Genomic DNA, 25,535 nt, shown 5'->3' on the forward strand with positions numbered 1-25,535 from the left:
TTGTTCCACGACGCAGACACTTCATCATGAAGCTTGCAGACGTGAGAAGCTTCAAGATTACAAGATGCTTTCGCCCAGCATGGAGGCGATTAAGCCAACAAGCAGTCGGGACGTGGTCTGACCGCGGTCCAGCAGCGGATTGTTCTCGACGAATTCGGCTGAGGTTACGATGCCGGATTCAGACAGCATCTCCATGGCAAGATGTGCTTCGCGGTAACTGAGTCCGCCCTGAACCGGCGTTCCCGTGCCAGGCGCGATTTTGGGATCGACACTGTCGATATCAAAGGACAGATGAACACCATCCGTCCCCGCCGAGGTAATGCGGATGGCTTCTTCCATGACCCGGAACATGCCCAAGCGGTCGATGTCTTGCATCGTGAAGCAAGTAATGCCTTCTTGCCGAATCAGATCCCGTTCGCCCTGATCGAGGGAGCGCGAACCGATGAGCACCACATTTTCCGGCTTAATGGGGGATTTTGCACCGCCTATGGATGTCAGCCGTGTATCGCCTTTACCCAAGCTGACAGCCAGTGACATGCCATGGATGTTGCCAGATGGCGTTGTATCCGGCGTATTGAGATCGGAATGGGCGTCCAGCCAGATGACCCCCAGATTGCGGTGGTGCCGGGTCAGTCCGGCCAGTGTGCCAATTGCGATGCTATGGTCACCGCCAAGCACAAGCGGGAAGACCCCTGTCTCTGCCAGGGCGTATACGCGAGCTGCGAGCAACTCGTTGATCGATAATACTTCCTGCACATGTTTTAATTGAGGATTGTGTGCCTCATCCTTCATTTCAGGGGGGGCAGCCAGCTCTTCGACGCGATAGGGGATACCGAGTGTGTCAAGCTTGCGCTTCAGACCCGATCCGAATATCGCATTCGGTCCCTGACCGGCTCCCCGCCGGGTAGCTCCGCGGTCAAAAGGCACCGAGAGGATTGTTACGGTGGACGGAAGATTTCTCATTATGGACTCACCTCCACTTTGTAACATTGTATTCACTGGCCCGGCTTCGTGACTTGGGTTAATCCCCATACAAGCTGATTGTAGCGGGCATATGAAGATTCACACAAAAAAACCCTCCGGCCAAACATCGGGACCCATAGGTCCAATGTCTGTGCAGGAGGGTGTTGAAAGAATCGAACGATTTCTCTTTTATTATTTTACTGTTTTATTATAGGTTTCGATCTTGGAGCTGATTTCCGAAGCAGCTTTGTCCAGGGCTTCCTGTGGTGTTTTTTGACCGTTCAGCACCTCTTCGATGGCCGTTTCGGTAAGCTGGCGAGCTTCAGGGAATACCCCCATGACAGCGCCTTGTGTTGCCAGATTGGCTGTGGTTTGATGCAATTGATCCACGGCTGTTTGGAATTGAGGGTATTTCTCCAGATTCTCTTTCACAAGCTCTTCTTCATAGGCTTTGGTTGTAACCGGGAAGTAGCCGGTGTTGACATGCCAGTAAGCTTGCGTTTGCGGCTCGGCCAAATACTTCATGAATTCCCAAGCGGCCTGCTGCTCTTCTTCCGATTTGTTGTTCATCAGCCAGAGGCTGGCACCGCCGATAATGACGCCGCCGTCGCCGCCGTCAGCCGGTTTGGGCAGGAAGCCGGTACCGACTTCGAATTTACCTTCCGCCGCGCTGACAATGCCGCGAAGCGAAGCCGTGGAGTCCAGTGTCATGGCGATTTGTCCGGCTGCAAAAGCTTTTTTGGTGTCATCCGTTTTACGCCCCAGGTTCAGCAGCACTTTATCATCCACCATTTGCTTCCACCATTCCAGTGTCTTCACGCCGGCAGGGCTGTTAACCTGTGAAGCGGTGGCCGGGGATGTACGGCCGTTGCCGTTATTCAGCAGCTCAACGCCCTGGTTCGCAAGGAATTGCTCCATAAACCAGCCGTAGATGGCGAAGGATGCGCCCGCTTGATTGCCTTTTGTCAGGGCTTTTGCTGCTTCCGCTACCTCCTCATAGGTTTTTGGAGGATTCTCAGGGTCCAAACCGGCTGCTTTAAAGGCATCTTTGTTGTAATACAGAATTGGGTTGGAGGAGTTAAACGGCATCGAGTACAGTTTATCGTCGAACGTATAGTAATTTTTGATATTCGGCTCCAGGGAAGAGATGTCGTACTGCTCGGCATCCATAAAGTCCTGAACCGGACGGATTGCCTTGGTATCCATCATGAAACGGCTGCCGATCTCGTACACCTGAATCATCGTAGGGCCGCTGTTTGAGCCCAGGGAAGCTTTGAGTTTGTTCAGGCTTTCATCGTAGGTGCCCTGAAATACGCCCTCTACCTGTATGTCTTCGTGAGCGGCATTAAAATCGGAGATTAACTTGTCCGCGACCGTGCCGAGTTCACCGCTCATGGAGTGCCACCATACAACTTTTACAGGCTCCTTGGACGGCTCGCTGCCTGCGGCAGCAGTCGTCTCCCCGGTGGTAGGCGAATTGCTGCAAGCGGCGCTGATCAGCATTAAGCAGGAAAGCAGGAGCAGCGTGAAGGATCTTTTCCCAAAACGTTTCATGATTGGTTAATCTCTCCCTTTTGAAAATATAGTATGGTTCTATCTATCAGAAATTGCGTGGGCTCGTCTCTTAGAGACAACCGGCTCGCAAGGCTGATCATGCATGGTCTTGGCTATATAGCCATTAACCCTTTAATGCGCCTGCCGTGATGCCTCGAACAAGAGGCTTCAGCCCAAGTGCCAGCAGCAGCAGGGAAGGAAGCAGAAGCAGCAGAACACCGGATAGAATCAGATTCCACGAATTCATCTCCTCAAACTGCAGCATGCCGATCCCGATCTGGACGGTGCGCATCTCGACACGGTTTGTTGTCAAGAGCGGCCATAGGTACATGTTCCAATTGTTCAAGAACGAGTACACGCCCAGTGTGGCGATTCCGGGAATCGATAACGGCAGTACCATTTTCAGAAATATCCGGACATGTCCGCAGCCGTCCACCCGAGCCGCTTCAAACAGTTCCTTCGGCAGCTGCAAAAAGGTTTGTCTCAGCAGGAAGGTACCGAAGGCAGTAGCCAGAAACGGCACGATCAGCCCTTGATAGGTGTCCAGCCAATTCAAGCTTTTGACCGTTAAATAGTTCGGAATCATGATCACTTCCCAAGGAATCATCATGGTGGCGAGAAAGAGGCTGAACAGCAGGGTCTTTCCCGGGAACCGGAGAAAGGCAAAGGCGTAAGCTGCCAGGCTTGCTGTCACAATCTGCCCCAGCATAATCGCAATGGAGACGATCAAGCTGTTTCCAATGAAGGTCAGCACGGGAATCGTATCAATCACCTTGGCGAAGTTCGACAGATTGATGGCCTCGGGAAGCAGAGGCGGCGGATAAACGGCCGATTCGGCCTCACTCATAAGCGATGTTGACAAGGTGTACAGCAGCGGAAAAGCAACAGCCAGCGAACCTAGAAGAAGGGCGATGTAAACGAAGCTTTTGGGCAGGAGACGCATGTTCATTGATAATGCACCTTCTTCTCCACGAATTTGAATTGAAAGACGGTTAACAGCAGGATAATGGCAAACAGGATCAGTGCCTGCGCACTGCCGATGCCAAATCGGAAATTGACAAACGCATCCTGATAGATGTTAAACACCATGACGTTGGTGCTGTTCATCGGACCGCCCTTCGTAAGGATGTTAATCTGTCCGAACGCTTGAAAGGCGCCGATGACCGACACAACGGATGTGAAAAATAAAGTAGGGGAAATCAGCGGCATCGTAATCCGGAAGAACGTCCGAAACGGACCGGAGCCGTCTATTTTTGTGCTGTCATATATATCCTCGGATACGCCCTGCATCCCGCTCAGCATCAGGATGTAGTTGAAACCCAGGTTCATCCAGACTGTCATCAGCGCGATGGAGATCATGGCCCATTTCGGATCGGTCAGCCACTGGATCGGCTGAGTTCCGACTAGCGACAGGAAGTAATTCAGTACGCCCAGGGTTGGATGGTAGAGAATCATCCAGATCATGGAGCCGGTACCAACGGAGACGGCCATGGGCAGCGAGAAGATGAAGCGGAATACCTTCATGCCTTTCAGTTTGTTATGCGTCAGAGCTGCCAGCAGAACAGCAGCCGCAATGCCGGTTGGGACCGTCAGCAGTATAAACAGCAGTGTGTTGCCAAAGCTTTTATAGAACATCTCGGAGGTTAATATCTCCCTGAAATTGTCCATTCCGACGAATTCAGCCACCCGGCCCTGCGGATCGGTCAGGAACAGGCTGAGATAAACCGATTTGAGCAGCGGGTAGAATAGAAACAGACCGAAGATGAGCAGCGAAGGGGCTAAACAGGCATAGGCAAGCATGATTTCCTTGCGCTTGGTTTTCTTGATTGAGACGGGTTTTGTCTCATTTGAAGCCTGTGCCTCGCTGACGGATGGTGTTAGAGAGTGCCCCGGAGAAGGGAGCGTAAATTCTTTTTCCATAATCATGTTTACCTCACTTTCCAGCTTGGCCTTACAGGTATTGAGTATAGGAGTCAGATGTAAAATCCAGTGTGGGATTTTGTAAGATTACCGTAATTTATTACTTTATAATCTAAGAATGGAAGAGGATTTGACCGGAAGGGATGCAAGAATATCCCTTCTTCAAAAAGCTTGCAGCTCAGAAGAAGATGTGATATCTTATACCTGTAACCGGTTACACACGGATGAGGTGATTTTAGAATGACAACGATAAAAGATGTGGCAAAGCAGGCAGGAGTATCTGTAGCGACAGTTTCGCGGGTTTTAAATGGAAACGGTTACGTGCACGAGGACACCAGGTCCAAGGTGGAACAGAGCATTCGAGAATTGAATTACACGCCGAATGAAGTGGCGCGTTCTTTATATAAAAGAAAATCCAAATTGATCGGCTTGCTTCTTCCGGACATCATGAACCCTTATTTTCCGCAGCTTGCCCGCGGGGTTGAGGATGAGATGCAGGAGAACGATTACCGGTTGATTTTTGGAAATAGCGATGAGAAGAAGCAGAAGGAAATGGAATACATCCAGACCTTCGTTCAGAACAATGTAGTTGGCGTCATTTCGTCAACGAATGATCCGGAGGCCGATATGTACACCGGTCTGAACATTCCCGTTGTTTTTCTGGACCGAACCTCGAACGATAGGCCTTCTGTATTCGCAGATGGCCGCGAGGGCGGCAGAATTGCCGCACAGGAGATGATGCTCCGGGGCAGTAAGGAAATTACGGTTATGCAAGGTCCGGCGGATGTGCGGCCGGCGCTGGAGCGTTTTGAAGGAGCCGTAGAGGTTCTGGAAGAACGGGGGGCAGCATATCAAGTGCTGAAGACGACATCCTTTTCCCTAACCGACGCAGAAGGGTTTGCTTATGAATTGTTTCGCCAATATCCGGACACCGATGGCGTGATTGCAAGTAACGACATTGTTGCATCAGCGGTACTGAAGGAAGCGCATCGGCTGGAGAAAAGGGTGCCGGAAGACGTACAAATCATCGGATTTGATGATATTTTGCTTAGCAGCCTGCTCGCTCCCTCATTATCAACCATACATCAGCCCGCGTATGAAATGGGCAGGGCAGCGGCAAGATTACTTATTGAACTTATCGAAGGGCAGCATATTGAGAGAAGCAGCATTGAATTCCCGGTAGAATTTATGGAGCGGCAGACAACGAGAAAGGTGGAATCATAATGGCAAAAATCGTGGTGATTGGAAGCGCATCGATGGATCTGGTGGTAACCGCCGCCAAGCGTCCCGGCGCGGGGGAAACGGTGCTTGGCGACAGCTTCAAGACGGTACCCGGAGGGAAGGGAGCCAATCAGGCTGTTGCTTGCGCAAGGCTTGGCGCAGAGGTGACGATGGTCGGCTGCGTGGGCGACGATTCCTTCGGTAAAACGATTTTGAACAATTTGCAATCGAATGGTGTTGTTACGGACTATGTGGAACCGGTTACAGGTATAGAGAGCGGAACCGCGCACATCATTTTGGCGGAGGGTGACAATAGCATTGTGGTTGTGAAAGCAGCCAACGACCGGATTACCCCGGCCTACGTAGATCAGGCAGCAGCTGTGATCAAGGCTTCGGATATCGTGCTGATTCAACAGGAAATTCCGGAAGAAACGGTGGTGCACGTCAGTGAAATATGCGCGAAATACCATGTGCCGTTGATGCTGAATCCGGCTCCTGCTCGCCCGGTACCGAGCCGCGTTATCGAACAGGCGGCTTATATTACGCCGAATGAACACGAGGCCGCCATCCTTTTTGGAGATGAGCCATTAAGCGACGTGCTGCGCCGATATCCGAACAAGCTGATCGTGACGGAAGGCAAGAACGGAGTGCGTTATTTTGACGGAAGCCAAGAGGTGGTTGTGCCGGGCTACCAGGTTGAAGCGGTGGACACAACGGGAGCGGGCGACACGTTTAACGGTTCCTTCGCCGTGGCTCTCGCAGAGGGCATGAGCATTACGGACAGCTTAAGATTTGCGAACCGTGCCGCATCTTTATCCGTTATGAAGTTCGGAGCACAAGGCGGGATGCCGACACGTGACGAAGTGGAAGGGAGCCTCTGATTATGAAGAAGAGCGGAATGCTGAACAGTCATATCGCAAAAGTGCTGGCTGATCTGGGGCACACCGACACCATCGTTGTTGGCGATGTTGGCCTTCCGATTCCTCCCGGAGTTCTCAAGATTGATCTGGCATTAAAGTTAGGCACGCCAAGTTTCATGGAAGTGGTAGAGGCGATTGCCGAAGATATGGTGATCGAGAAAATCGTCATTGCCGAAGAAATGAAGCTTGATAATAAGGAAACACTGCATGATATACAGGACCTTTTTCAAGGCAACGAGATCGAGGCTTGCCCACACGAATTGTTTAAAGAGAGGACTCGAACCGCGAAGGCGGTCATTCGTACGGGAGAAGCGAGACCCTACGCGAATTGCATTTTACAGGCTGGCGTTCATTTCGGTTAAAAAAAGGAGGAAGCACCATGAACATTGAGATGACGAATATTCATAAATCGTTTGGCACGAATCGGGTGCTTGCAGGCGTGGACTTTGATCTCCGGGAAGGAGAGGTCCATGCCCTGATGGGAGAGAATGGCGCAGGCAAATCGACGCTGATGAATATCTTGACCGGTCTTCACGGCCGGGATGAAGGCAAGATTGTCGTCGACGGTCAGGAGACCTATTTTGCCAACCCGAAGGAAGCGGAGGAGCGAGGTGTAGCCTTCATTCATCAGGAGCTTAACATTTGGCCGGAGATGACGGTGCTGGATAACTTGTTTATCGGCAAAGAGTTGACGTCGGGTATCGGATTCCTGAACATGAAACAAATGAAGGCGCTTGCGAAGGAACAGTTCCGCAAACTGGCGGTTACGATTCCGTTGACACAGGAGGCGGGATTGTGCTCCGTCGGCCAGCAGCAGATGATTGAGATTGCGAAAGCACTTATGACCCAAGCGAAAGTGATCATTATGGACGAACCGACGGCAGCGCTGACCGAAAGGGAAATCGAGAAGCTGTTTGACGTCATCCGCTCTTTGAAAAAAGAAGGCGTATCCATCGTCTACATTTCGCACCGAATGGAAGAGATCTTTACGATCTGCGACCGGATTACGGTCATGCGGGACGGTAAATCGGTGGACACCCAGGCGATACCGGACACGAGTTTTGATGAAGTTGTCAAGAAAATGGTCGGCCGGGAGCTGACCGAGCGTTATCCGGCGCGGCAGCCGTCTCCGGGAGAGACCGTTCTCGAAGTGAAGAATATTAGCGGAAAAGGCCGGTTCGAGAATGTAAGCTTCTCGGTTCGCGCTGGTGAAATCGTAGGTGTATCCGGTTTGATGGGAGCGGGACGTACCGAGATGATGAGAGCGATTTTTGGACTGGACCCGCTCGACAGCGGCGAGGTTTGGGTACGAGGCAAGAAGGTCTCCATCAGGAAGCCGGATGATGCCGTCAAACACGGCATTGGATTTATAACGGAGGACCGCAAGGATGAAGGGTTGGTTCTGGATTTCTCGGTTCGCGAGAATATGGCACTGCCCAATCTGTTCAGCTTCTCTTCGAGAGGGTTCATCTCCGGGAAGAAGGAGCAGGATTTCGTGGATACGTTGACAAAGCGGCTGCAGATCAAGACACACAGCTCGGAAACGCAGGCACGCAATCTTTCGGGCGGTAATCAACAGAAGGTTGTTATCGCGAAGTGGATTGGCATCGGGCCGAGCGTACTCATCCTGGATGAGCCGACACGCGGCGTGGACGTCGGCGCGAAGCGGGAAATTTACCAGCTGATGAATGAGCTGACCGAGCGCGGCGTCGCGATTCTGATGGTCTCTTCGGAGCTGCCGGAAGTGCTCGGGATGAGTGACCGGATACTCGTTGTCCATGAGGGCAGGATATCCGGTGAACTGGACCACGAGCAGGCAACGCAGGAACAAATCATGACTCTAGCTACAGGAGGACAGTAATATGACAACTATCAACGATGCCAAGGCGGAAAAAGGATTTAAGGTCTCAGGTTTGACGCAAAAGCTCGGTCCTCTGCTCGGACTAATCATTCTCATCGTCATTGTATCCGTCCTGAATCCAAGCTTCTTGGAACCGCTTAACATTCTGAACCTGCTGCGTCAGGTATCGATTAATGCATTGATTGCATTCGGCATGACGTTTGTTATTCTGACCGGGGGCATTGACCTGTCGGTCGGATCGATTCTGGCACTGTCCAGTGCGTTTGTTGCGAATATGATGCTGGCCGGGTTTGACCCGATTCTTGCGATCATTATCGGCGTTGCGCTCGGCGGGGTGATGGGGATGATCAATGGTCTCATGATCACCAAGGGCAAGATGGCACCGTTTATCGCCACCTTGGCCACGATGACCATATTCAGAGGACTTACACTTGTCTATACAAACGGCAACCCGATCACGGGCTTGGGTGACAGCCTGGCATTCCAGCTGTTTGGACGCGGATATCTGTTTGGCATTCCGGTGCCGGCCATTACCATGATCATTACCTTTGCCGTGTTGTGGGTCATCCTTCATAAAACGTCCTTTGGCCGCAAAACCTATGCCATTGGCGGTAACGAAAAAGCTTCGCTTGTATCCGGCATTAAAGTGCCGCGCGTGAAGATTATGATCTATTCCCTGGCAGGGATGCTGTCCGCCCTGGCCGGTGCGATTCTCACATCCCGTTTGAATTCCGCACAACCGACGGCGGGCACTTCCTATGAATTGGATGCAATTGCTGCCGTAGTTCTCGGCGGAACCAGTCTGACCGGCGGACGGGGCCGAATTGTCGGGACGCTGATCGGTGTGCTGATTATCGGCATACTGAATAACGGACTCAACCTGCTCGGCGTGAATTCCTTCTATCAGATGGTTGTCAAAGGCGTAGTCATAGCGATTGCCGTACTGCTCGACCGTAGAAAATCGGCTTAAGGGGGAGAATGAACGATGAAAAAAACAACTTTGCTGCTGGTATCACTTATGCTGATCTTCATAACCGGGTGTTCCCTGGAGCCGCCGGAATGGGCGAAGCCCAAAACCAGCGGGGATGTCAAAGATATCAAGATCGGTCTTTCCATCTCCACGCTGAATAATCCGTTCTTTGTATCCTTGAAGGATGGCGTTGTCGCTGAAGCGGCCAAACAAGGGATGCAGGTTGTTGTCGTTGATGCACAGAACGACTCGGCCAAGCAGAGCAATGACGTTGACGATCTGATTCAACAAGGTGTTCATGCATTACTAATTAATCCGACGGATTCCTCTGCGATTTCAACAGTAGTTCAAACCGCGAATAGCTTGGACATACCGGTTATTACGCTGGATCGTTCGGCGGATCAAGGCGAGGTCGCTGCGCTGGTTGCCTCCGATAATGTGAAGGGCGGCCAGATGGCAGCCGAATATATTGTGGAGCAGCTCGGCAAAGATACGAAGGTGATCGAGCTTGAAGGCGTACCGGGCGCTTCTGCGACCCGCGAGCGCGGAAAGGGATTCCATGATATCGCCGATGAGCAGCTGAGTGTGGTGGCGAAGCAGGCGGCGGATTTTGACCGGACGAAGGGGCTTACCGTAACGGAAAACCTGCTGCAGGGCAACCCGGACGCCAAAGCGATTTTTGCCCACAACGACGAGATGGCGCTTGGCGCGATTGAAGCCATTCAAAGTTCGGGCAAAGACATCATGGTCATCGGCTTTGACGGGAATGACGATGCCTTGAAATCCATCGAGGCCGGCAAGCTTACAGCAACAGTAGCGCAGCAGCCCGAGTTAATCGGCCAACTGGCTGTCGGCGCGGCCAGGGATGTGCTGCAGGGCAAAGAGGTCGAAGAGAATATTGCCGCACCGCTAAAATTAGTGGTTAAGGAATAATCTGGAGTTGTAAGAAGCGTTACCCTGGTGAAATGGGCAGGGTAACGCTTTTTTGATGGGATAATAGACGCATTGATACAAAATATAAATAATTCTTAAGAACTATCCGATATAATATTTATCAATAATGGAAGGATGAGTTAGATTTGAGAATAAAGAAAAGTTTAACTGTTTTAACTGCATTTACGTTGTTGTTTTCATTTATGACATCTAACGTTAATGCAGCGAGTACTCCTTTTTCACAAGGAGCTGGCTATCATCAAGGAGCATATGATAAAGAAGCTATGCAACCTATTGGGCACAATTGGAATCGGAACTCCAGATTCGCTGCGGTAAATTCAAATGTCCATCTAAAATGGAAGTATCAGATGCCTTCTGGAGGAAATTCTTCAATCGTTATTAGTAAAGATGGTACGATTTTCACTAAAAATTATGAATCATCTTCTAATCCTAAATTTAATATATACTCTATCAATCCAGATGGTACGTTGAAGTGGAAACAACCAATAATTGATAGTTTGGTATACGGTACGCCAATTATCAATAGCAACAACAAGCTGATTATTCCTGCCGGTTCCAAATTACTTTCATTAAACATAGATGATGGCGCTGTAACAGAAATGAGTCTTCCCACTAGTTATTCAAACGAAGTGGTAATAGGAAGTGATGGGACTTATTATTTATCGGGAATTGCCGGTAGGTTAGCTGCTTATAATCCTTCCGGTACTCCCAAATGGATAAGTTCCTTTGAATCGTCCTATCATTCAGGTTACCCTGCCCTTACAGATCAAGGTTCATTAGTATTTAAAGCTGGTTATGGAAGTTATGGAAGTCTATACTCCTTTAATTCTCAAACTGGTCAATTGAACTGGGAATTTAAAGGTATAATCGGTAGCGAGACTAGATCGGCACCTGCCATAGCAAAAGATGGTACAATTTATGTTACTTCTCAGGATGGTTTTGTTTATGCCATTAACCCTGATGGTACCCAAAAATGGAAGGTCAGTGTAGAAAGAAATCTTTCTTCTACGAACGTAATTGATCCAATTGTTGGTCCAGATGGAACTATTTATTCGGTTAATGGCACCAAGGATTTCTATGCGATAAATCCAGATGGTACGATTAAATGGATTTATAATTCAACAGCCATGTATTCATCCCCTATTATCGATAAGAATAATATTGTATATATTGGTGTAGGGGGTAAAGTAGTAGCTCTAAATGCTAATGGAGTAGAGCAGTGGTCATTGGCACTTAATGCTTCTAATTTCATTTCTGCCTCGGCTATTGCAGAAGATGGAACTCTATATATAGCAGACTCAAGTGGGACTGTTTTTGCAATTGGTGGTGAAGTAACAGGACCAACGGATCCAACCGAACCGCCCGTGGAACCTAAACCACCTGTAGATCCTGTCGGTGAGCGAGCCATATTCGTGCTCACTTTAAGCAATGGAACAGAGAAGGAGTACGACCTTTCCATGCAAGAGGTACAGCAATTTATTAGCTGGTATGAGGCAAGAGCTGCTGGAAATGGTCCGGTTACCTTTGCCATTAATAAACACAATAATAATAAAGGACCATTTAAGCAAAGGCAGGACTATATCGTCTACGATAAAATAATAACTTTTGAAGTGAATGAATATTAGGGTTTAATGAGTCGCTGATGATCAGCGGCTTTTTATTTTTAACCCGTTATATGCGATCACAGCGAAGTAACTCACAGCCTTGAGATCGCCGCGGTAATACAATATCGTAAAAGAGAACCGTTATTTCACGGAATATATTATAATGACAATGATGCAAGAACAGCTGAGAGATGTTAAAAAGGAGCCGGATATCTATGACTATGGGGAAAACCAAACAAGCAATTGTAATTGTAGGCTATGGGGGAATGGGAAGTTACCATGCCAAGCTGATCAAGGACAATGAATATCTCGAGGTTACGGGAACCTATGATATTTTGGAAGATCGGCGGAAGGTGTCTTCTGAGGACGGATACCCTGCCTATGTCAGCTACGAGCAAGTGCTTCAGGATGCTGCAGTGGACGTAATTCTGATTGCAACGCCGAATGACGTGCACAAGGAACTTGCGCTTCAGGCCTTTACCGCCGGCAAACATGTCATCTGCGAGAAGCCGGTAACGCTTTCTGTAAGCGACTTTAAAGAGATGGTGTCCGCTGCCGATGCTGCCCGGCGGGTGCTGATGGTTCACCAGAACCGCCGCTGGGACGAGGATTTCTTGACGATTAAACAGATGTACAATGAGAAAACGATCGGCGATTTGTTCCGGATTGAATCGAGGGTGCACGGAGCGAACGGCATCCCGGGGGACTGGCGCCATCTTGAACAGTACGGCGGCGGCATGCTGCTGGACTGGGGCGTGCATCTGCTGGACCAGATCCTGTTTATGGTGGACAGCAAGATCGTCAGCCTGAGCAGCCGATTGAGTTTTATTCTGGGTGATGAGGTGGACGACGGCTTTGAATCGGTGCTGCAATTCGAGAACGGGGTCTCGGCTCTGATTGAAGTGGGAACAACAAATTTCATTACACTGCCCCGCTGGTATGTCAAAGGTACGGAAGGGACAGGCATTATTGAGGACTGGTCGTTAAACGGCAGAGTTGTTACCCGCAACCAGGATGCCGTAAAAGTAGAGCCGAAGCCGATTCAGGCCGGAGTGGGATTGACCAAAACGATGGCGCCTCCTTCCGAAGAAGCTACCATTACAGGAGCCCTGCCTGAGCCGTATCGTCAATCCAGCAGCTTTTTCGATAACTTTGCGGCCGTTATCCGGGGCGAGGCAGAACCCATCGTGAAGAACGAGGAAGTGCTGCGCGTCCTGAATCTGATCGAAGCGGTGTTCGAATCGGCCAGAACGGGCGATACCCTGAAGGATTTTGACATATACCCTGCGTAATTCGCACGGACGAGCATTCATTGAATATTGCAAAAAAAGTACCGCGGCCAAGCAGATTGTGCTTGAAGCCGGGGTGCTTTTTCTTTTTCCGTCACTGGGCTTACAAGCTGCCCTGATGGCTGTGCAAGCTATCGTTATTTTACATGATCCACTTGCACGCGCTGCCCGGCCAGCAGCTCCCTTCGATAGTCGCTCGGCGGCCAGCCCGTATCCTGCTTGAACAGCTTCGAGAAATAGGAATAGTTGGCATACCCCACCTTGGCCGCAATCTGATATACAGATAACGAGGTTGCCTCCAGCAGATGTTTGGCCGCCTTAATGCGGGCTTGAATGATATAGGTGCCCAAAGAGATCCCCGTCTCTTTTTTGAACAGGCGGGCTAAATAATCCGGGTTCAGATAGACAATCTCCGCCAGGCTCATTCGTGTGAGCTCGTCACCGTAATGGGATTGAATATAGTGCTTGATTTCCTCCACAACGGTTTGGGAATGGTCGGCAAAGGAATGGTATTCTGCTGCCGTGCTGACCAGATATTCCATATATTTCTCCATATCTTCAATCGAGTTCAGCGATTGCATGAATAATTGATCATTGGTTTTACCCGTATAGAGCTTGTGTGCCTGAATCTCTTTGTTCTTCAGATAGGCGTACACGAGCTGCACGATGTCCAGGCGGAACAAACGCAGCACGGAGGCGTTATAGACGCCATTCTTGGCCAGGTTCTGCAAGTAATTGCGGGTCTCTCCCAAAAAAGTTCCCGGGTTGTTCTGGTTCAGCAGCTCTTCCCAGTCTTGAAGAGGGGGAGGCGCATAAACGGCTTCCTGCAGCGGATACTGCTCCAGGAAAAAGATCTGATTCCGCTTTTTGATCATATCCTCGTTCATTTGGAGCAGGTCCCGTATGGACTTGTTGATCGCTTCCAGCGCCACCGAGGTCGATACGTTGCAGCAAGCATCACTTCTGAGAAATTGATTGGCTTTTTCAATGAACGACAAGCAGATGCATTCGATTACCCGGGTATCGGGGGCCCGATTCCATTTCAGCATGGCCACCCAATTGTAATCCTTATATTCCATAACCGTTTCGACGGAAATAAGAGGGTCCAGGAACAATTCGGACAACACGTTGAGGAACGCATAGTCAAACAGATCCTTGTCTTCCTTGCCCAGACTTTTGTCATACGGAAAGATGGTGATGAGCACGGGAAGAAACAGATCCGACAACTGGTAGGACAGGTTTTGTTCCGCGATATAACCTGCGATGGCCGCCCGGTCCGACGAAGCCTTCTTCTCCCGGATCAGCCTGCGCCAGAAATGGTCCTGCAGTTTCTTTTGATTTTTCTTCCAGAGTTGCCCATCCTGGATTGCTTCCTGATAACTTTGCTGTTCCTTGGCTTTGTAGGCCGCTTTAGAGATGATGAGGCTTAATTTATCGAATTCAATCGGCTTCAGGAAATAATCAAAACTTTGCAGCTCAATGGCTTTCTGGGCATAGTTGAAATCGGCGTAATTGGTCAGGAATATCGTTTGGATGCTGTACTGTTCCTCCCGTATCCAGGCGAGAAGCTCAAGCCCGCTCCCTTGCGGCATTTCGATATCACAGACAAGAATTTGAATGGAATGCTTCTGTAAAATGTCACGTGCTTGTGCAACACTGTAAGCAGTATGGACCTGCTCAATGGAGAGTGCACGCCAATCAATCTTCTTCTCCAGCGCAGCCACGACAAAATAATCGTCATCCACTAACAATACATTCATTGAATTTCCCTCCTTATATCCTGCATGGCCTGTGGAAGCGTCAAACTGACGCAGGCACCGCCGCCTGCCGGATTCGAAAACTCAACTTGAGCCCGATGGTGATAGAGCAGCTCTAGCCGCTGCATGGTATTCATGATCCCGATGTGTTTTCCTTCGCTTTGATCCAGTGGCTTGCCGTTAGCGAGCTTATCTAATACCTCCACAGGAAACCCGGGTCCCGTATCGGATATCTGGATGACTGTATAAAACTTCTCTCCTTCTGTCACCAAGGCGACGGACAGCCGTATTTGCAGCTCCTGGTCTCTGGATACCGCGTATTTTACCGCGTTTTCGATGAAAGTCTGAAGTACCAAGGGAGGAATGGTTAGGCCGGCAAGATCATCCTTATACTCGATGCGGTAAGAAAAAGCATCCCGATAACGGTGCTTCTGGATCTCCAAATAGATTCGGACGTGCTCAATTTCGTCTTCCAGCCGTACGACATGATCCACGCTTTGAAAGATGTAACGGAAATACTTGGATGTGGACAGCGACATATATTCGATTTCCTTAAACATGTGCATTTGCGCCATGCTGTAGATGTTTGTCAAGCAGTTCAGGAAAAAATGAGGGTTGATTTGCAGCTTCATATAATCCAGCTGAATTCTTTGCTTCTCGAGCTCCTGTTCGTAAATATCGATTTTAAACTTCTTGATCTGTTCGATCAGATGTTTGAACTGGGAATTCACCTGCTCAAGCTCTATAATTTCGCTGCTCATAAAATCCAGATTCTCGCTATCCTCGTGAATGCGCCTCACATTCTCCGAGAAATTCTGAATCGGCTTCAACACCTTTTTCTTGAAATACAGCATGACAACACTGAGCGTACACGTGAGCACCACGAACAGAAGCATAATGAGCAGCTGGGCTATCATAATGGTCTCGAATACGCCGAATTGGATGACCAGCTGCACGTTGAAGGAAGCATTCGAGAACCCTTCGGTAACCGTTGAGCGCGGCTTCGAGAAGTAAAGCAGGGAAGCCTTGGTGCCTTCGAGATTCAGACTATCGGCTTCACGGGCACCCGGGCTGGAGAGGGACCCACCTTGAAGATCCACCAGGGAGACAGAACCCTCCTCACCCAGATTCAGCTGCTGCAGCGGACGGATCAAATCATCCGCGGAGATGAGACAGATCAGATAGCGATTATGATAAGGCACGATGTTGATTACGTAGAACTTGTCTTGAACCTGAATCGGGTTCCAGTTCGAGTAGAAGGTTTCGTATACGTTTTTGGAATCGGTGAGTGTTACGATCTGCTCCTTTAAGTCCCGGAACTCTGCATACGACAGCGACATAGGCGCATAGTTCTGGAAGAAATCCTGATCCTTTAGATAGAAGAAAAAGTTGTATTCTTGACCATAGTTTTTCTGAAGCTCGTTAAAGCGCTTATGCATTCGTTCGTTTGACTTAATATAATCTACATAGTCGGTGCCCGGGGTGTCCATCATCTTGACGCTTTCATCATTCGCGAGTGTCCACCCCATATAGTGGTTGATGTACGAGAAGTCATGATTGATCTGCCTTATATACAGATTCGCTGTATCCTGAAGATACCTTGTGGATTGCTGCTTCACGATGAAGATGGACGCGAAACTGATCACCAGATCCACTACAAGGGCAAAAATCGAGATGAAGAGCATGATTTTGACGTAGTGACGGATGGGATAAGGCTTATTATTCAGTGCTTTAACCATAGGGATGTCCGGGGTTCCTTTCCAATCGCCTTTTTATGAAAGCGTTTTATTGATGATAACGATATTATATAGGGATTAGGCAAAAAAAACAGGAGCGAACGCAGTCGCTTTTACCATAAAGTCCGAATAATACATCGTAAAGTCCGGATCATAGCATGTTCCTCCCTGAAATTTAGAGCTTCCCTGGCTGTAGAAAGGGGCAAAGGTCCGAATAGAGCATCATGAGGTCCAAATAACGATTCTGGGCGGAAGTATACTTGAGTTGCTTACACGACATACCGGGTTCACGACAACAAGAGGAGAAAGGGGAATCGATTTGAAAGCAGGCCAACTGAATAGCTCAACACACCCGACACTCGGGCGGATAAGAAAAAATTGGGGCCTGTATCTATTGCTGCTGCCTGCGGTTGTACTGGTCTTGTTATTTTCTTACGTTCCGATGTACGGCATACTGATCGCATTTAAGGATTACAGCCCGGCTGTTGGGATTATGGATAGCCCGTGGGCAGGACTGAAATACTTCGAGAAGTTTTTCAATTCCTATCAATTCTCAACCACTATTACCAATACGCTGGTCATCAGTTTGTACAGTGTCGCAACGTTTCCGATTCCGATCATGCTCGCCCTGATGGTCAATCAAATGCGGCAGAATAGGTTCAAGCGGTTCTTCCAGACCGTAACCTATATGCCGCATTTTATATCCACGGTTGTCATGGTGGGACTCATGCTGATTCTATTCTCGCCAGGTTCGGGACTGATCGGGAATATCTTCCGTCTCTTCGGTGCGGAGGCTCCGAATTTGATGGGCTCTGCCAGCTTGTTCAGCAGTGTGTATGTATGGTCGGATGTGTGGCAGCATACGGGCTGGGACAGCATTATCTATATCGCGGCGCTTTCCGCGGTGAGTCCGAGCTTGTACGAGGCGGCAACGATGGACGGGGCAAGCCGGTGGCAGAAAATCCGGTTTATTGATATTCCGATGCTGATGCCAACCGTGGTCACTTTGCTTATTTTGCGGATTGGCAGTTTGCTGGGCGTAGGTTTTGAAAAAGTATATCTGATGCAAAACAGCCTCAATATTACCTCAAGCGAGGTCATATCCACCTATGTATACAAAATCGGGATGCTGAGCAGCCAGTATAGCTTCTCCTCGGCGATCAATCTGTTTAATACAGTCATTAATTTTGCGCTGCTTATTCTGGTCAACCAGATTTCGAAAAAATACAGCGAGAACAGTCTGTGGTAACAAAAAGAGAGGAAGGGTTCTATGGGCTTAGTGGAAGTTAGAGAGAAAAGGGCGCCGCGGCAGAAAAATACTCGATCTTCCGATAAAGCGCTGGAAATCGGCCTGTATGTGTTCGCGGTCCTGATGCTGATCGTGCTGATCTACCCGCTTTACTTCATAATCATTGCATCATTCAGCGAGCCGGCAGCGGTTGCCAATGGACAGGTGTGGCTTGTTCCCAAGGATTTTACGCTGGCAGGCTATCAGGAATTGCTGAAGCACTCTAATATATGGATTGGGTACCGAAATACGATACTGTATACGATTGTGGGTACGGCCATCGGACTCGTGGTTAACATTTCCGCAGCGTATGCCCTGTCACGGAAAGACCTTGTGGGCCGCAAGTATTTTTCGCTGCTCTTTATATTTACGATGTTTTTTAACGGCGGTCTGATTCCTACCTTTATGACGATCCGGGATTTTCATCTCTACGATACGTTCCTTGTCATGGTGCTGCCGTTCTCGGTTGCCGCGTTTAACATCATTGTGGCCCGGACTTTTTTTCAGAGCAGCATTCCGGAGGATTTATGGGAAGCGGCTCAGCTTGACGGCTGCGGAAACCTCAGGTATTTCATGACGATTGTAATCCCGCTATCCAAAGCGGTCATCTCGGTCATTGCATTGTGGACGGCCGTGGGTCACTGGAATTCCTATTTCAATGCTTTGATTTATTTAAAAGATACCAGCCTGTATCCGCTGCAGCTGATTCTACGTAACATTCTGGTCACCAACCAGATGCAGTCTGCCATGGGTACTGGAGAGGCCGCGGCCATTGCGCTGCGTCTGGCTAACATTATGCGTTACGCGGTGATTATCGTGGCAACGGTGCCGATCATGTGCATCTACCCGTTTGTGCAGAAGTATTTCAATCAGGGGGTGATGATCGGAGCCGTGAAGTCGTAAAACCGGATGGATCCAAGAAAATAATAATTGGGGGAATGGTGGTATGGGAACAAACAATAAAAAGAGGCCGCATCATCTGAAATGGGCTGTCTCTATTATGATGGCGGCAATCCTGCTGTTAAACCTGGCCGGCTGCAGCAGCAGCAAGAACAATGAGGCTAAGACGGATACCGAGGCCGCTTTCAATAGAGAGGGCCTGCCGATTGTGAATGAGCCGATAACCCTGGACGTCCTGACTGTTCGCTGGGGCAATATGGGGGACACCTTCCTTCAGAACCAGTGGCTCAAGGATTTGGAGAAGGAGACTAATGTCAAAATCAATTGGCAAATCATGTCCTCCAATGATTGGGGAGAGCAAAAATCGATAATGCTGGCCAGCGGGACGCTGCCTGATATTATTTTCGGTGATATCGTATTCAGCGATTCCGACATCGTGAACAACCTGTCTTATTTCCGTCCGCTCGACGATTACATTGATCAATACATGCCAAATTTGAAAGCGGCGCTGGAAGAAACGCCAGAGATGAAGAAGATGAGCACATTCCCGGACGGTAAAATATATTCCCTGCCGGCACGCTTGCCGTCGAGACCGAAGGCGTCAATCCAGCCGATCATTAACCAAACGTGGCTGGATAAACTCGGGTTGGATGTTCCGGATAACACAGACGAGCTGTATGAAGTGTTCAAGGCGTTTAAAGATAAGGACCCGAACGGAAATGGCAAGGCGGATGAAATTCCGGTCAGCGGATCGGGCAATATCAGCATGGATTTGTTGAATCCATTCGGCATCACTGACATCAATGCCAACAGCATGATGGTCATCGACAATGAGCCTGTTTATTATCCGGTGACGGAGAATTACAAGGAAGCGATCAAGTGGGCACACAAGCTGTATTCGGAAGGCCTGATCGACCAAGAGATTTTCACGCAGGACAGCACCATGTCCACGGCGAAACATCAGAACCCGGATGCGGCGCTGATCGGTTTCTCCAATCAATGGGTCCCGGATGCCGTGTTTGGCAAGTGGAAGGATCAATACATTGCAATCCCGTCCATCGCAGGACCTGACGGCAAGCGATATCAGGGCGGTGAGCCGCAGGGCATGAGTTTAAGAAGAAATGAGTTCCTCATTACAACGTCGAACAAACATCCGGAGGTCTCAGCTCGTTGGGCGGATCAGTTCTACACCAATGAAGCGAGCATCCAGAATTTCTGGGGAGCCATCGGCACTGTAATCCAGAAGAACGATGACGGTACCTTTACCCTGATGAATCCTCCGGAAGGAACGAGTGCCGACGCTTGGTACTGGGAACAGTCCGTCCGGGATTTCGGACCGAAGTATGTGAGCCCGAGCTTCGAGAAAAACATCATTCTGGATGAGACTACGGGGGACGGTCTGAAGCTGGTCATTGACAAGCTGGGCAGCGATTATGTAACCACGCCGTTCCCGAATGTGATGTACAGTGCTGAGGAGTTCCAGGAACTGCCTACACTCACAACGGATATCGATGGCTTTGTCGGCACAACCCGGGCGAAGTGGATATCCGAAGGCAATATCGATGCGGAATGGGACGCTTATGTCAAGAAGCTGAACGACATGGGGTTAGAGCGATTGATCGAGATCCGTAAGGAAGCTTATCAGCGTTATATCAGCGTAAAATAAGGATCGGTTGCACGGATTCAGGCTGCCCCGCAGATTCAATAGGCTGTGGGGCAGTGTGATTATTCAGGGAATAAAAGAAGAACTCTATCGACCTACAGGGGGTTGCAATCATGGGAAACATCAAAGTCACAGTATGGAATGAATACCGGCATGAGAGACATAATGAACAGGTAGCGAGCATTTATCCGAATGGGATTCACAGAGCAATAGCGGGTCATCTCGAAGGAGTTGAAGGTTTAGAAGTAGCTACCGCAGTATTGGATGAGCCGGATCACGGATTGACCGATGAGCGGTTGGCGAACACGGATGTGCTGCTGTGGTGGGGCCATTTGGCACATGATGAGGTGCGGGACGAGATTGTCGAGAAGGTGCGTCAACGCGTTCTGGACGGCATGGGACTGATTGTCCTGCATTCCGGTCATGGCTCCAAAATCTTCTCCAAGCTTCTCGGTACAAACACCGGCATGCTGAAGTGGCGCGACGATGGTGAGATCGAACGGCTGTGGGTGGTCGAGCCCGGTCATCCTATCGCGAAGGGTCTTGGTGAATATATCGAAATTCCGAGGGAAGAAATGTATGGAGAACGGTTTGAAATACCGGCACCGGATGAACTGGTATTTATCTCCTGGTTTGAAGGCGGCGAAGTGTTCCGCAGCGGGTGCTGTTACAGGAGAGGCAGAGGGAAGCTGTTTTATTTCCGTCCAGGCCATGAAATGTTCCCTGTGTACCACCAGCCCGAGATTCTGCAGGTGATCACGAACGGCGTGTTCTGGGCTGCGCCTGTTGATGGGGCAAAAACATCCTACGGACGGGTTGCGCCCATCGTCCCTGTTGTTCAATCCTAAGACCATCAGTTATATAGAAGAGGAGTGCATCTAGATGAATAAATTTCGCATTGGATTAATTGGCTTGGGGGGCATGGCTCAGGAGCATATCCGCTGGATGAATGAAGAGAACATGTATCAGTTTGTCGCCGTTAGTGACGTAAATGGTGAAGCTGTGGCTCGGGTAGGCGATCAGCTCGGCATTGAGGACAGCAAGCGTTACGCTGACTTCCATCATTTAATTGAAGATCCGGACGTCGATGCCGTAATCTCGATTACACCTAACAATGTGCACGCAGATATTATCAGTGCATGCTTGCAGGCAGGCAAGCCTTTTTTGGCGGAGAAGCCATTCACTCGCGTCTTCGAAGAAGCGGTGCCCCTGCTGGAGCAGTATGAAAGACAGCCCGTTCCGGCCATGATCGGTTTTACATACCGTTACACACCGGCTTTCCGTTATGCCAGAGAGCTGGTGCGCACAGGCAAGCTGGGTACGATTCGTCACTTCTCGATTCAGTATTTGCAAGGGTTCGGTGTGCCAAGCGAGCAGGTTCCTTACATGTGGAGATACAATAAAGCCATCACGGGCACAGGCACTCTGGGTGATTTGGGATCGCACATGATTGATATGGCGCGCTTTCTGTTCGGGGAGTTCAAGGAAATAACCGCACAGCTGCACACGATTATTCCGGAACGCCGCGATCCGGTAACGGGCGCAATGGCCCGGATCGAAGTAGACGATTTTGCAAGCTTTCAGGCGCGGATGACGGGTGACATTATGGGCGTATTCCAGACATCGCGCAATGCATTTGGCTCAGGCAATCAGCATGAGGTGTCCATATATGGCGACTTCGGTACGGCACATGCCAGCACATTGGACCCGGACCGGCTCATATGGATTCGAGAGGAGGAGCCAGGTCAGCTCTCCAGAACGACAATGGAAGTGCCGGAGCATTGCAAGGTGAAGCAATATGCGGATTTTGCAGCCGTATTACGCGGTGCGCCTGCCGATGGAGTTCCTGGATTCATGGACGGCTATCGGAATCAAGAGGTGCTGGATGCCGTAATCCGGGCAAGCGAAGCCAGGGCAGCAGTAGAGCTCCCGAATTAAAGCCGGGGTTCAGGGACCAGGAAATTAACAGCTGTCTCACAGTGTTTTGCCCATCCAGATGTACAAGGCCATTAAGCTGAACAGAAACAGGCAAAAGTTTACGCTTACAAATAATCCGCGAAGGACGGGCGAGCGGTGGAACTGAAAAGGTGTCCGCAGATCGCCTGTGCCTTCGATCAGGAACAGAATCAGCAGCGTGTGAATGATAGTGTGCCCGATGACTTCCTTGTAACCGAATACAAGGCTTGTCATAATAAAAATGCCTGATACCAGCAGGGCGGTGAATCGGCTCATGATGCCTACGATGAATGCCCACGCCAGTCCAATTTCGATAAAAGCGCTGATCATAACAAAGTGTTCGATGGAGAATCCGAAGGTAGGCAGTCCATAGCTGCCCATGACAGAACACGCCAGTTCTGGAATGGTCAGCTTTTCCATGGCGAGCCAGGCGAGGGACATGCCTGTGCATACATACATGACTGGAGCGGCCGTTTTTTTCAAGGGCGTGCCGCACACGAACAGATAATACACAATACCGATATAAATCAAATAATCAATGGAATGAAAGATACCGTAGTTTAATGAAGCTTGAATATACAACAGGAACAGGATGGCACCGCTGATCGGCAATGTACGCTGATAGAGAAGACACGCAGCGGCGGCAGAGAGGCCGAGGATAATCCACATGGAATTGGTTCTGAATTCGGGTGCCAGATAAGAACCGCTCAGAAGCTGAAGCACTAGGCCGATGGCCAGCCCGATGCGGAGAATGACTTCGGTATGCGGCCTGAGACGGTACAGGAATTGATGAATCCGCACCACGGGCCGCGTCTTACCCAACGGATCGTTGAACACACTCGATACCAGTAAGACGAACAATGTAAACGCTAACCAAAATAAGAAGGTCAATGTAACGACACGGGGGAAGGGCAGGGGAACCCATTCGAAATTGTCCGTAAACCACTTTACATGAATATAGATGTTGCTAATCTCGCTGAAATACATTAACATTCAATCAGTTCCTCCCTTAACCACTCTAGTCACCTATCCAAGATAATACAACTTTGACTAAAAAAGTATATTAATAGATGAATGTATCCCTCATTGTGAAAAATATTGTCCCTAAGCGCTCGCACATTTGAGTGTCTATAAAGGTTTTGAATGACACAAAGCAGGTGATCCAGGCGGATCGCCTGCTTTGTGTACGTTTTCGCCGAACAGGAACCTAAGATTCCGGAATGGAGTCATAATGCTCCCCTTTTGCAGCGGTTTGTTATAATGATGAACAAGCAGATCAAGTCATGGAAAAGGGTGAGGAAGATGAGTGAACGAACATACATAAACGATACGCATACGTATAACGGCGAGGCACGGGGAGCAGTACTTATGCTGCAGGGCACGGCCTCGGACGTAGGCAAGAGCATCCTAACGACCGCGCTATGCCGTATTCTCCTCCAGGATGGTTATCGCACAGCTCCATACAAGTCGCAAAATATGGCGCTTAACTCCTACGTGACGCTGGATGGCAAAGAGATCGGCAGAGCGCAGGGCGTGCAGGCCGAAGCCTGCGGCATTGCCGCAAACACGGACATGAATCCGATCCTGATCAAGCCGATGAAGGACATGTTTTCGCAAATCGTAATCCACGGCGTGCCCGAAATGCAGATGAGTGCGATGGATTACCGAACGGAGTTTTTGCCGAAGGCCAAGGGAATCGTACTGGCTGCACTCGATCGGCTCCGGGAGCAATACGATATCGTGCTTATGGAAGGCGCGGGAAGTCCGGCGGAGATCAATCTCAAGGACCGCGACATTGTGAATATGAATTTGGCGGGATGGGCGGATTCGCCGGTGATTTTGGTATCAGACATCGATCGCGGCGGCGTGTTTGCCTCCATCGTAGGCACCCTTGAACTATTGGAGCCCCATGAGGTTGCCAGGGTCCGGGGGTTTATCATCAACAAGTTCCGCGGGGATTTGGCACTGCTGAAGCCGGGACTGGACTGGCTAGAAGAGCGGACGGGCATTCCCGTGCTGGGCGTTCTCCCTTATATTCAGGACATGCGAATCGAGGCTGAGGATTCCGTTGTGCTGGATGAGCTTCAATATCAAAGACAGGAAAAACGCGACCTCGATATTGTTGTTATCCGGTATCCGCGGATTTCGAACTTTACGGATTTTGATGCGCTGCGCTGGGAGCCGGATGTTACCGTGCGCTTTGTCCAATCGGTGGATGAACTCGGGACGCCGGACGTCATTATTTTGCCTGGCACCAAGGATACGATCAGCGATCTCGGGTTTATCCAGGATCGGGGGCTGGCGGATGCGATTATGAAACAGACGCAGCAGCGGGATGTGCAGCTGGTTGGCATCTGCGGAGGATATCAAATGCTGGGCGAGCAGTTGTCCGATCCGCATGCGGTGGAAGGAAACGAACGGGATGCGGCAGGACTTGGGCTGCTGCCGATCCGGACCTCCTTTTTACAACAGAAAAGGACCGTTCGCGTAAAAGGGAGATTGTCACAGGAACATCCTTTGAGACTCATTCTACCGGATACAGAGGCCAATGTGGCGATAGCGGCCTATGAAATCCATATGGGCGTGACCGAATGGACCTCGATGCCTGGCGGATCGGGGCACCATCCACTGTTTTTAATAGAAGCAGACTGCGAGAATTCTTTAAAAAGTGAAGAAGATACTCCTATCCATCTAGAAGGCTTGGCTACCGCCGATGGCCGAGTATGGGGAAGTTATTTGCACGGGTTGTTTGACAACGATGCCTTCCGCAGGTCATGGCTGAACGGTGTCCGGGGGAGTAAGGGACTGGATGCCATTCCGGTAACGTTCCAAGCCGAGGCACGCAAATTCGTGGAATTCGACCGTGTGGCAGACATCGTGCGGGAGCATGTGGACATGGAGAAGATTTATGAAATCATCGGCTGTACGTGCTTATAGCCATAAGGAATAAAATGGGTTCTTGGGGTAATAGTGAAGAAT

Annotated in this window: 21 protein-coding genes; 14 read left to right on the forward strand and 7 right to left on the reverse strand. The window is 49.8% G+C overall.

Going from position 1 to position 25,535, the window contains the following annotated elements:
- Positions 1-57: 57 nt before the first annotated feature.
- The 4 genes from rocF to PGL02S_RS08450 form a co-directional block, all read right to left on the reverse strand.
- A complete protein-coding gene (rocF, locus tag PGL02S_RS08435) occupies positions 58-963 on the reverse strand; it encodes an arginase (protein WP_036636648.1) in 906 nt (301 codons plus the stop codon).
- A 192-nt stretch (positions 964-1,155) separates the two neighbouring features.
- On the reverse strand, positions 1,156-2,517 hold the full coding sequence (locus tag PGL02S_RS08440) for an ABC transporter substrate-binding protein (RefSeq protein ID WP_006209274.1): 1,362 nt from the start codon (positions 2,515-2,517) through the stop codon (positions 1,156-1,158).
- A 124-nt stretch (positions 2,518-2,641) separates the two neighbouring features.
- Positions 2,642-3,466, reverse strand: coding sequence for a carbohydrate ABC transporter permease (locus PGL02S_RS08445; protein WP_006209276.1), 825 nt, complete (start codon positions 3,464-3,466; stop codon positions 2,642-2,644).
- Positions 3,463-4,443 carry a carbohydrate ABC transporter permease gene (locus PGL02S_RS08450; protein WP_036636650.1) on the reverse strand — a complete coding sequence of 327 codons (981 nt, stop codon included), beginning with the start codon at positions 4,441-4,443 and terminating at the stop codon, positions 3,463-3,465. Before PGL02S_RS08450 ends, PGL02S_RS08445 begins: the two co-directional genes overlap by 4 nt.
- 234 nt (positions 4,444-4,677) lie before the next feature.
- Between PGL02S_RS08450 and PGL02S_RS08455 the strand changes: the two genes are divergently transcribed.
- From PGL02S_RS08455 to PGL02S_RS08490, 8 genes are all read left to right on the forward strand, one after another.
- Positions 4,678-5,661: a LacI family DNA-binding transcriptional regulator gene (locus PGL02S_RS08455; protein WP_006209278.1), complete on the forward strand. Its 984-nt coding sequence runs from the start codon at positions 4,678-4,680 to the stop codon at positions 5,659-5,661.
- Positions 5,661-6,539: a ribokinase gene (rbsK, locus tag PGL02S_RS08460; RefSeq protein ID WP_006209279.1), complete on the forward strand. Its 879-nt coding sequence runs from the start codon at positions 5,661-5,663 to the stop codon at positions 6,537-6,539. The genes PGL02S_RS08455 and rbsK overlap by 1 nt, the downstream gene beginning before the upstream one ends.
- A gap of 2 nt (positions 6,540-6,541) precedes the next feature.
- Positions 6,542-6,940: a D-ribose pyranase gene (gene rbsD / locus PGL02S_RS08465; RefSeq protein ID WP_036636652.1), complete on the forward strand. Its 399-nt coding sequence runs from the start codon at positions 6,542-6,544 to the stop codon at positions 6,938-6,940.
- Between the two features lie 17 nt (positions 6,941-6,957).
- Positions 6,958-8,439: a sugar ABC transporter ATP-binding protein gene (locus PGL02S_RS08470; protein WP_006209281.1), complete on the forward strand. Its 1,482-nt coding sequence runs from the start codon at positions 6,958-6,960 to the stop codon at positions 8,437-8,439.
- A gap of 1 nt (position 8,440) precedes the next feature.
- Positions 8,441-9,409, forward strand: a complete 969-nt coding sequence (gene rbsC, locus PGL02S_RS08475) for a ribose ABC transporter permease RbsC (protein WP_006209282.1) — start codon at positions 8,441-8,443, stop codon at positions 9,407-9,409.
- Between the two features lie 15 nt (positions 9,410-9,424).
- Positions 9,425-10,342: a ribose ABC transporter substrate-binding protein RbsB gene (rbsB, locus tag PGL02S_RS08480; protein ID WP_036636654.1), complete on the forward strand. Its 918-nt coding sequence runs from the start codon at positions 9,425-9,427 to the stop codon at positions 10,340-10,342.
- A 146-nt stretch (positions 10,343-10,488) separates the two neighbouring features.
- Positions 10,489-11,988, forward strand: coding sequence for a PQQ-binding-like beta-propeller repeat protein (locus PGL02S_RS08485; RefSeq protein ID WP_228029914.1), 1,500 nt, complete (start codon positions 10,489-10,491; stop codon positions 11,986-11,988).
- Positions 11,989-12,182: 194 nt separating this feature from the next.
- The gene (locus PGL02S_RS08490) at positions 12,183-13,259 is read left to right on the forward strand and encodes a Gfo/Idh/MocA family protein (RefSeq protein WP_036636656.1); all 1,077 of its coding nucleotides are present in this window, start codon (positions 12,183-12,185) and stop codon (positions 13,257-13,259) included.
- Between the two features lie 134 nt (positions 13,260-13,393).
- Here PGL02S_RS08490 and PGL02S_RS08495 read toward each other — a convergent pair whose 3' ends face one another.
- Both PGL02S_RS08495 and PGL02S_RS08500 read right to left on the reverse strand, forming a co-directional pair.
- The gene (locus tag PGL02S_RS08495) at positions 13,394-15,016 is read right to left on the reverse strand and encodes a response regulator transcription factor (protein WP_036636659.1); all 1,623 of its coding nucleotides are present in this window, start codon (positions 15,014-15,016) and stop codon (positions 13,394-13,396) included.
- On the reverse strand, positions 15,013-16,752 hold the full coding sequence (locus PGL02S_RS08500; protein ID WP_036636662.1) for a sensor histidine kinase: 1,740 nt from the start codon (positions 16,750-16,752) through the stop codon (positions 15,013-15,015). Before PGL02S_RS08500 ends, PGL02S_RS08495 begins: the two co-directional genes overlap by 4 nt.
- A gap of 316 nt (positions 16,753-17,068) precedes the next feature.
- Between PGL02S_RS08500 and PGL02S_RS08505 the strand changes: the two genes are divergently transcribed.
- The 5 genes from PGL02S_RS08505 to PGL02S_RS08525 all read left to right on the forward strand — a co-directional run bounded on the left by PGL02S_RS08505 (position 17,069) and on the right by PGL02S_RS08525 (position 22,538).
- Positions 17,069-17,998, forward strand: coding sequence for an ABC transporter permease (locus PGL02S_RS08505; protein WP_036636665.1), 930 nt, complete (start codon positions 17,069-17,071; stop codon positions 17,996-17,998).
- 21 nt (positions 17,999-18,019) lie between these two features.
- The gene (locus PGL02S_RS08510; RefSeq protein WP_036636667.1) at positions 18,020-18,940 is read left to right on the forward strand and encodes a carbohydrate ABC transporter permease; all 921 of its coding nucleotides are present in this window, start codon (positions 18,020-18,022) and stop codon (positions 18,938-18,940) included.
- Between the two features lie 43 nt (positions 18,941-18,983).
- Positions 18,984-20,603 (forward strand): extracellular solute-binding protein, encoded by a 1,620-nt coding sequence (locus tag PGL02S_RS08515; protein WP_036636669.1) that lies wholly within the window; start codon positions 18,984-18,986, stop codon positions 20,601-20,603.
- A 110-nt stretch (positions 20,604-20,713) separates the two neighbouring features.
- Positions 20,714-21,448, forward strand: coding sequence for a ThuA domain-containing protein (locus PGL02S_RS08520; RefSeq protein WP_036636671.1), 735 nt, complete (start codon positions 20,714-20,716; stop codon positions 21,446-21,448).
- A 34-nt stretch (positions 21,449-21,482) separates the two neighbouring features.
- Positions 21,483-22,538 carry a Gfo/Idh/MocA family protein gene (locus tag PGL02S_RS08525; RefSeq protein ID WP_036636673.1) on the forward strand — a complete coding sequence of 352 codons (1,056 nt, stop codon included), beginning with the start codon at positions 21,483-21,485 and terminating at the stop codon, positions 22,536-22,538.
- A gap of 36 nt (positions 22,539-22,574) precedes the next feature.
- Here PGL02S_RS08525 and PGL02S_RS08530 read toward each other — a convergent pair whose 3' ends face one another.
- A complete protein-coding gene (locus PGL02S_RS08530; RefSeq protein ID WP_006209291.1) occupies positions 22,575-23,549 on the reverse strand; it encodes a hypothetical protein in 975 nt (324 codons plus the stop codon).
- Positions 23,550-23,858: 309 nt separating this feature from the next.
- Between PGL02S_RS08530 and PGL02S_RS08535 the strand changes: the two genes are divergently transcribed.
- The gene (locus tag PGL02S_RS08535; RefSeq protein ID WP_228029915.1) at positions 23,859-25,493 is read left to right on the forward strand and encodes a cobyric acid synthase; all 1,635 of its coding nucleotides are present in this window, start codon (positions 23,859-23,861) and stop codon (positions 25,491-25,493) included.
- Positions 25,494-25,535: the final 42 nt, after the last annotated feature.

The sequence above is a fragment of the Paenibacillus glucanolyticus NBRC 15330 genome, from assembly GCF_004000885.1.
GTDB classification, from domain to species: Bacteria; Bacillota; Bacilli; order Paenibacillales; family Paenibacillaceae; genus Paenibacillus_AQ; species Paenibacillus_AQ glucanolyticus.